This is a genomic window from Acidovorax sp. LjRoot204 (genome assembly GCF_056175785.1).
This window is the reverse complement of record NZ_JBGFFF010000183.1, coordinates 1-7,321: the sequence shown is the minus strand read 5'-3', so window position 1 is coordinate 7,321 and position 7,321 is coordinate 1. Positions and strand designations below refer to the sequence as shown.

Sequence of the window (7,321 nt, the reverse complement as noted above, 5' to 3'; positions counted from 1 at the left end):
GGTGTACAGCTCGGCCTCATGACCACGCAGCTGGTTCAGGATGTCGTCGCGGCTGAASACCTTGCCGGGCTCGCGCGCCAACAGGTGCAAGAGGTCGAACTCCGTGCCGGTCAGCTCCACCACCACACCATGGCGCTGCACACTGCGGCGCGCTGCGTCGATGGACAGGCCTTCGAACTCCAGCGCGCCCGCGGCAACGCCCTGCCCCGGCGCCCTGCGCCGGCGCAACACCGTCTGCAGGCGCGCCACCAGCTCACGTGGCTCAAAGGGCTTGGGCAGATAGTCGTCAGCCCCCAACTCCAGCCCCACCACCCGGTCCATCACCTCGCCGCGCGCGGTCAGCATCACGATGGGCAGGTCGCCCTGCTTGCGGATGGTGCGGCACAGCTCAAACCCGTCCATCTCGGGCAGCATCACGTCGAGGATGGCAGCGTCAAACCCGCCGGCCGTCAGCTGTGCCAAGCCGTCGCTGGGCCGAAGTGCATGAACGAGTTCCAGTTCAAAACGCTGGAAGTAAGTGGCCAGGGGAGCGCCCAACTGCGCGTCGTCGTCAATCAACAATATGCGGTGCATGAGCAATTCTCACACCGTCAGGCGCGCTCCCCAAGGGCGGTATCGACAGAAGCGCCAGCCGCACACAATGCGCGGTGTCGCACGATGAGTCGCCGCAAACGGCCCTGCGCACCGGCATGGAGCGCATCAAAATGGTCGGCAGCCGCCAGCAGGGCAGGCAGCGTGTGGGCCGCCACCGAGGGCTGGCGAGCGACCAGGCCTATCGCATGCTCGCGGTCAAAGCGCGGCCCCCAGACCAGCGACATCAGCTCATCGTGAGGCTCCGGCATGCCCGACAGCAGCGCGGGCCCGTGCACACGAACGCCCTGGGCGAGGCGGTGGATAGGTTCCAGCGTGGGTGACATGCAATGCTCCCCGCCCATCACCCGCGGGCCATCCAGCCCTTGCGACGCTGCATCAGCTCGCGCACTTTTTGCTGCTGGTCAGGGTTCAGGCTGTCATAGAAGTCGGCCATCGCATTGACCACCGCGGGACTGTGGGCCTGCACCGCACGCGTCTTGTCTTCGAGCAGGGACTGCGCCCGCACCCGATCAAACTTGTCGCCCGCCACAATGGCCTGCACCTCGGCTCGGGGGTCTGCCGTCTTGCCGACGAACGCTGCGCGCTGGGCTTCCAGTTGATCGGCCAAGGCATTGAGCTTGGTCTTTTGTACCTCGTTCAGATCCAGCTTGCTGCTCACCCGGTCCACCATCTTGCCGCGCACTTCCGCCATCTTTTCCGCAGTCATCGGGCCGCGCTGGTGGTGCCCGCTGGAGCAGGCCGTCAGCCCACCCACCGCGATGGACGCACCAAAAATGCCCATCAGCGTTTTCTTGATCCAGGGTTTCATGATGCTGTCCTTTCAAAGACGGTATGGAACATGACCCTGATGGTGCGCGCAGCGGCTTGGAACGTGGTCTCGAGCCAGTTTCGGTTTATTTCATTTTGTTTCTTGGGCTGTGTTGGCGAAGCACGTTGACAGGTGGTTGACTGCGCGAACGGCAGCGTGTTAGCCGATTTTTTCAGGGGTTTACAACGCGAAGCCGGGGATATACAGCCACTGCGGATTGCCATTGAGGGACATGGTTCAAAGACGTCACGCCTCAGAGCCAGGAGGTGCATCGAATAGTTCGGTAAGGGCGAACGGAAGCAACTATCCTTGCGCAGCAGTACAAAATCAGTGGGAAAAGAAAAACCCCCAACCGTTACCAGTTGGGGGTTTATGTTTGGTGGAGCTGGCGGGAATTGAACCCGCGTCCGCAAGCCTTCGTCAGGCAGATCTACATGTTTAGCGGTCTGATTTGGATCTCGCTACCCATGTCGCGCAGTCGCACGCTACATGGGCCGCCAGCACCCTATTTTCTCGCCYCSAMCCAAGGTACCCGGATSGRAGCCAGCCCATGTAATTATCCTTGCAGCCGGGAGGYAMTGATTGCTCMGAACCCCCTTGCCCAGCCCATCGGCCAACTGTTGCAAGGCTCACTGGCAATTAAGCAGCGAGTGCGAAACGTTCGTCGTTTGCAGTTAGTTTGTTAAATCGAGATTTACGAGCGTGACTCAAGCTCGACATGCACCACACTGATCCCGAACCCACGTCGAAACCAGGACAGCCCCTAGGCTTCTTATTTTAGGCGTTCGCGAGCAATTGCAAGAGCTCGCTGGGAGATTTAATTGCAGCGTGCGCGCCCCACTCTGCAGGGTCGGTCTTGGCGCCCAAATAGCCGTAGATGGCGGCCACTGTACCCATGCCTGCCGCCAGACCTGCCACGATGTCACGCTCGTCATCACCCACGTAAATGCACTGCTCCGGCGGCACACACAACCGCGCAGCCGCTTCCAGCAGGGGCGCGGGATGGGGCTTGGCGTGTGGCGTGGTGTCGCCACTGACCACTGCCGAAGCGGTAGCAAACAGCGGAATGGCCTGGGTCAGGGGTTCGGTAAAGCGGGCAGCCTTGTTGGTGACCACACCCCACGTCATGTTACGTTCGAGAATCTGGCGCACCAATTCAGGCACACCTTCAAAAATGGTGGTCTGCTCGGTCATGCGAGTTTCATAGTTCACGAAAAACTCTTCGCGCATGACGGCAAAGTCTGGGTGATCTGGCCCCATGCCAAAGGCTTCTGCCAGCATGCCGCGGGCCCCTGCTCCCGCCATGGGGCGATATCGGGCCGGGGGCAGCGAAGGCAGACCTCGGTCGGTGCGCATTTTGTCTGCGGCCGCCCCCAAGTCTGGTGCGCTGTCGATCAGAGTCCCATCCAAATCAAAAAGGACTGCGCGAATGCCATGAAAAACGGTAGCCATATCAGCCCAGGCGACGCGCGGCAAACAAGTAATTGACGCTKGTGTTGGCGCTGAGCCAATAGCGACGCGTGAGGGGGTTGTATTCCAGGCCCTTGGTGTGCAGAACATCCAAGCCCGCACTGCGGCAATGCCCCGCAAGCTCGCTGGGGCGGATCATCTTGGCGTATTCGTGGGTRCCGCGCGGCAGCATGTTAAGCACGTACTCCGCACCCACGATGGCCAACATGAAGGCTTTGGCATTGCGATTGATGGTGGAGAAGAACACCCAGCCGCCGGGTTTGACCAAGGTGGCGCAAGCGCGGACCACCGAGGCGGGATCCGGAACATGCTCGAGCATCTCCATGCAGGTCACCACATCAAAGCCAGCAGGTTGCTCCAAGGCCATCGCTTCAGCGCTGATTTCACGGTACTGCACGTTTTGGGTTCCAGCCTCCAGAGCATGCAACTGCGCCACACGCAACGCCTTGGTTGCCAGGTCAATACCCAGCACATCTGCCCCCTTGCGCGCCATGGAGTCGGCCAAAATGCCACCGCCACAACCCACATCCAGCACGCGTTTGCCGGTCAAGGCGCTCAAACCGTGAATCCAGTCAAGCCGCAGCGGGTTGATCTGATGCAATGGACGAAATTCACTGTCCGGGTCCCACCATCGGTGGGCCAATTCGGAAAACTTGGCCAATTCGGCCGGATCTGCATTGACGGTTTCGATCATGTCGCTGATTGTCCATGAAGGGAGAGCGCGAAAAGCCCCAGACGCAAAAAAGCCCCGCAAGCGGGGCTTTTTTGTGAAGCAATCCGAAGATTACTTGGAAGCGCGGGTACCAACCACTTCGATTTCCACGCGACGGTTCTTCGCACGGCCTTCGGCGGTCTTGTTGTCAGCCACGGGTTGCTTTTCGCCCTTGCCTTCGGTGTACACGCGGTTCTTTTCGATGCCCTTGGACACCAAGTAAGCCTTCACGGCTTCCGAACGACGCACCGACAGCTTCTGGTTGTAAGCATCAGAACCGACGGAGTCAGTGTGACCCACAGCAATGATCACTTCCAGATTGATGCCCTTGACCTTGGAAACCAGGTCGTCCAGCTTGGCCTTGCCTTCTGGCTTGAGCACCGACTTGTCGAAGTCGAAGAAGGCGTCAGCAGCGTAGGTCACCTTGGTGGCGACTGCAGGAGCTGGTGCGGGAGCAGGTGCAGGGGCGGCAGCGGGTGCTGGAGCAGCAGCAGGAGCTGGTGCAGCGGCAGGAGCGGGAGCAGCGATTGCACCGTCGCAGCCAGGAGCTGCCGTAGCAGGCGTCCAGTTGGCATCGCGCCAGCAGTATTCGTTGGTACCGTTCTTCCAGACCAGTTGGCCAGAAGCATCGCGCCAGTTGTCAACGGTTTGTGCGCCAGCGGCGGTTGCGAGCGCTGCAGAGGCAAACAACATCGCCACTTTGTTCAGTTTCTTCATGGTTCTCCTCTTGGGGAAAAAGCCGCAGCCGCGCTGCGAATCAGGACGCCTGGGGTGACCACCACCCTAAGCGTTCAAACGATTGTGCCATACGTAACAGGGCAAAAGCTGCGCGCGCTGGTCGGGGCCCGTAGGACAAAACCTGAATTGCTTCGATATGTTGCGCCGTCGCTACACGGTCTTACGCCTAAAATGGCTCTCCTTTGCCGCCCCCGCCGTCCCAATGACCCAGTTTGCCAAAGAAACCCTGCCGATCAGCCTCGAAGAAGAGATGCGGCGCAGTTACCTCGATTACGCGATGAGCGTGATTGTGGGTCGTGCACTGCCCGACGCGCGTGACGGCTTGAAGCCTGTGCACCGCCGCGTTCTTTTCGCCATGCATGAGCTCAATAACGACTGGAACCGGCCTTATAAAAAGTCGGCTCGTATCGTGGGCGACGTGATCGGTAAATACCACCCGCACGGGGACTCTGCGGTGTACGACACCATTGTTCGGATGGCGCAGGACTTCTCGTTGCGCCATATGCTGGTGGATGGACAAGGTAATTTCGGATCCGTGGACGGCGACAACGCTGCGGCCATGCGATACACCGAAATCCGCCTGGCCAAAATCGCCCATGAAATGCTGGGAGATATCGACAAGGAAACTGTCGATTTCGGCCCCAACTACGACGGCAGCGAGAAAGAACCGCTCGTATTGCCCAGCAAGCTGCCCAACTTGCTGGTGAATGGATCGGCAGGTATTGCGGTGGGTATGGCCACCAACATTCCGCCACATAACCTCAACGAAGTGGTCGATGCGTGTCTGCACATGCTGCGCAATCCCGAGACGACCATCGATGAGTTGATGGAAATCATCCCGGCCCCAGACTTCCCCACCGCCGGCATCATCTACGGCATCAACGGCGTGAAGGATGGCTACCGCACCGGACGCGGCAAGGTGGTGATGCGTGCCAAGTGCCACTTTGAGGACATCGACCGTGGCCAGCGCCAGGCGATCATCGTGGACGAGCTGCCCTACCAGGTCAACAAGAAGACGCTGCAGGAGCGTATGGCCGAGCTGGTGCACGAAAAGAAGATCGAAGGCATCAGCCACATCCAGGACGAGTCGGACAAATCCGGCATGCGCCTGGTGATCGAACTCAAGCGCGGTGAAGTGCCCGAGGTGGTGCTCAACAACCTGTACAAGCAGACGCAGCTGCAGGACACGTTCGGCATGAACATGGTGGCGCTGATTGACGGCCAGCCCCGCCTGTGCAACCTGAAGGAYCTGATCRRSGTCTTTCTGCAGCACCGCCGCGAAGTGGTSACTCGCCGCACGGTGTTCGAGCTGCGCAAGGCACGCGACCGTGGCCATGTGCTGGAAGGCTTGGCCGTGGCCTTGGCCAACATCGACGACTTCATCGCCATCATTCGCAACGCGCCCACGCCCCCTGTGGCCAAGGCYGAGCTSATGGCCCGCMSCTGGGACAGCAAGCTGGTGCGYGAGATGCTSACGCGCWCGCGYGCWGACGGYGGYGTGRTCAAYGCCGACGACTAYCGCCCCGASGGCCTGGARMRSGARTTCGGCATGGGCYMGGACGGCCTSTACCGYCTGTCGGAAACSCAGGCCCAGGAAATCCTGCAGATGCGCCTGCARCGCCTSACSGGCCTSGAGCAGGACAAGATCGTYGCCGAGTACAAGGARGTCATGGCSGWSATCGASGAYCTGCTSGACATCCTGGCMAAGCCSGAGCGCGTSTCGGTCATCATCGGCGACGAACTCACCTCCATCAAGCAGGAGTTCGGCCAGCACAAGCTGGGCGCACGTCGCTCCATCGTTGAATACAGCGCACAGGATCTCTCCACCGAAGACCTGATCACRCCCACCGACATGGTGGTSACGCTKTCCCACASCGGCTACATCAAGAGCCAGCCSCTGWMCGAATACCGTGCCCAAAAGCGCGGCGGACGCGGCAAGCAAGCGACCGCGACAAAGGAAGACGACTGGATCGACCAGCTCTTCATCGCAAACACACACGACTACATCCTGTGCTTCTCCAACCGTGGCCGCCTGTATTGGCTCAAGGTGTGGGAAGTGCCGGCAGGCTCGCGCGGCTCGCGTGGACGCCCCATCGTCAACATGTTCCCGCTGCAGGACGGCGAAAAGATCAACGTGGTACTGCCGCTCACCGGCGACATGCGCAGCTTCCCTGCGGACCGCTACGTGTTCATGGCCACCAGCATGGGCACCGTGAAGAAGACGGCACTGGACGAGTTCAGCAACCCGCGCAAGGGCGGCATCATTGCCGTGAACCTGGATGACGGCGACTACCTGATCGGTGCCGCCCTTACCGATGGCAAGCACGACGTGATGTTGTTCAGCGACGGTGGCAAGGCCGTGCGCTTCGACGAAAACGATGTGCGTCCCCTGGGCCGTGCGGCACGTGGCGTGCGCGGCATGATGCTGGAAGACGGACAGAGCGTGATCGCCATGCTGGTCGCCGAAGACGAAACGCAGAGTGTGTTGACTGCTACAGAAAACGGCTACGGCAAGCGCACCAGCATCGTCGAGTACACCCGCCACGGCCGTGGCACCAAGGGCATGATCGCTATCCAGCAGAGCGAGCGCAACGGCAAGGTCGTTGCCGCCACGCTGGTGCACGCGGACGACGAGATCATGCTGATCACCGACAAGGGCGTGCTGGTGCGCACCCGCGTTTCTGAAATCCGCGAACTGGGCCGTGCCACGCAGGGCGTGACGTTGATCGCACTGGACGAAGGCTCCAAGCTCAGTGGCTTGCAGCGCATTGTTGAGAACGACGCCAATGTGACGGATGCAGAAGCTGATGGGGATGCAAGCCCGGACGGTGGCACTTCCTCCGCACCTGAAGCCCCCGACGCCTGACCACCGCAGGGCGTGAAGACGCCCCGCTAATGCTATCAAAAGCAAAGCATCAGGCGCTTATTGAATAAGCGCCTGATGCTTTTTTAGCCCCTAACATGACACGCCCTTACAACTTCTCCGCAGGCCCCGCCGC

At 60.6% G+C, this 7,321-nt stretch carries 7 protein-coding genes and 1 other RNA gene; 1 reads left to right on the top strand and 7 read right to left on the bottom strand.

Annotation, left to right across the window (positions count from 1 at the left end):
* From AC04MI_RS21725 to ompA, 7 genes are all read right to left on the bottom strand, one after another.
* A partial coding sequence (locus AC04MI_RS21725; RefSeq protein ID WP_476498665.1) for a response regulator transcription factor occupies nucleotides 1-573 on the bottom strand: 573 nt, incomplete at its 3' end.
* A 17-nt stretch (nucleotides 574-590) separates the two neighbouring features.
* Complete coding sequence (locus AC04MI_RS21720; RefSeq protein ID WP_436077144.1) at nucleotides 591-917, bottom strand: hypothetical protein; 327 nt, start codon at nucleotides 915-917, stop codon at nucleotides 591-593.
* Nucleotides 918-934: 17 nt separating this feature from the next.
* Nucleotides 935-1,402 (bottom strand): Spy/CpxP family protein refolding chaperone, encoded by a 468-nt coding sequence (locus AC04MI_RS21715; RefSeq protein WP_056746325.1) that lies wholly within the window; start codon nucleotides 1,400-1,402, stop codon nucleotides 935-937.
* A gap of 377 nt (nucleotides 1,403-1,779) precedes the next feature.
* Nucleotides 1,780-2,166: a transfer-messenger RNA gene (gene ssrA / locus AC04MI_RS21710) on the bottom strand.
* Nucleotides 2,167-2,179: 13 nt separating this feature from the next.
* Nucleotides 2,180-2,854 (bottom strand): HAD family hydrolase, encoded by a 675-nt coding sequence (locus tag AC04MI_RS21705; protein WP_099730465.1) that lies wholly within the window; start codon nucleotides 2,852-2,854, stop codon nucleotides 2,180-2,182.
* Between the two features lies 1 nt (nucleotide 2,855).
* Complete coding sequence (ubiG, locus tag AC04MI_RS21700) at nucleotides 2,856-3,566, bottom strand: bifunctional 2-polyprenyl-6-hydroxyphenol methylase/3-demethylubiquinol 3-O-methyltransferase UbiG (protein ID WP_108497403.1); 711 nt, start codon at nucleotides 3,564-3,566, stop codon at nucleotides 2,856-2,858.
* A gap of 90 nt (nucleotides 3,567-3,656) precedes the next feature.
* On the bottom strand, nucleotides 3,657-4,301 hold the full coding sequence (gene ompA / locus AC04MI_RS21695) for an outer membrane protein OmpA (RefSeq protein WP_060986328.1): 645 nt from the start codon (nucleotides 4,299-4,301) through the stop codon (nucleotides 3,657-3,659).
* Between the two features lie 223 nt (nucleotides 4,302-4,524).
* Between ompA and gyrA the strand changes: the two genes are divergently transcribed.
* Nucleotides 4,525-7,188, top strand: coding sequence for a DNA gyrase subunit A (gyrA, locus tag AC04MI_RS21690; RefSeq protein WP_476498664.1), 2,664 nt, complete (start codon nucleotides 4,525-4,527; stop codon nucleotides 7,186-7,188).
* Nucleotides 7,189-7,321 lie beyond the last annotated feature (133 nt).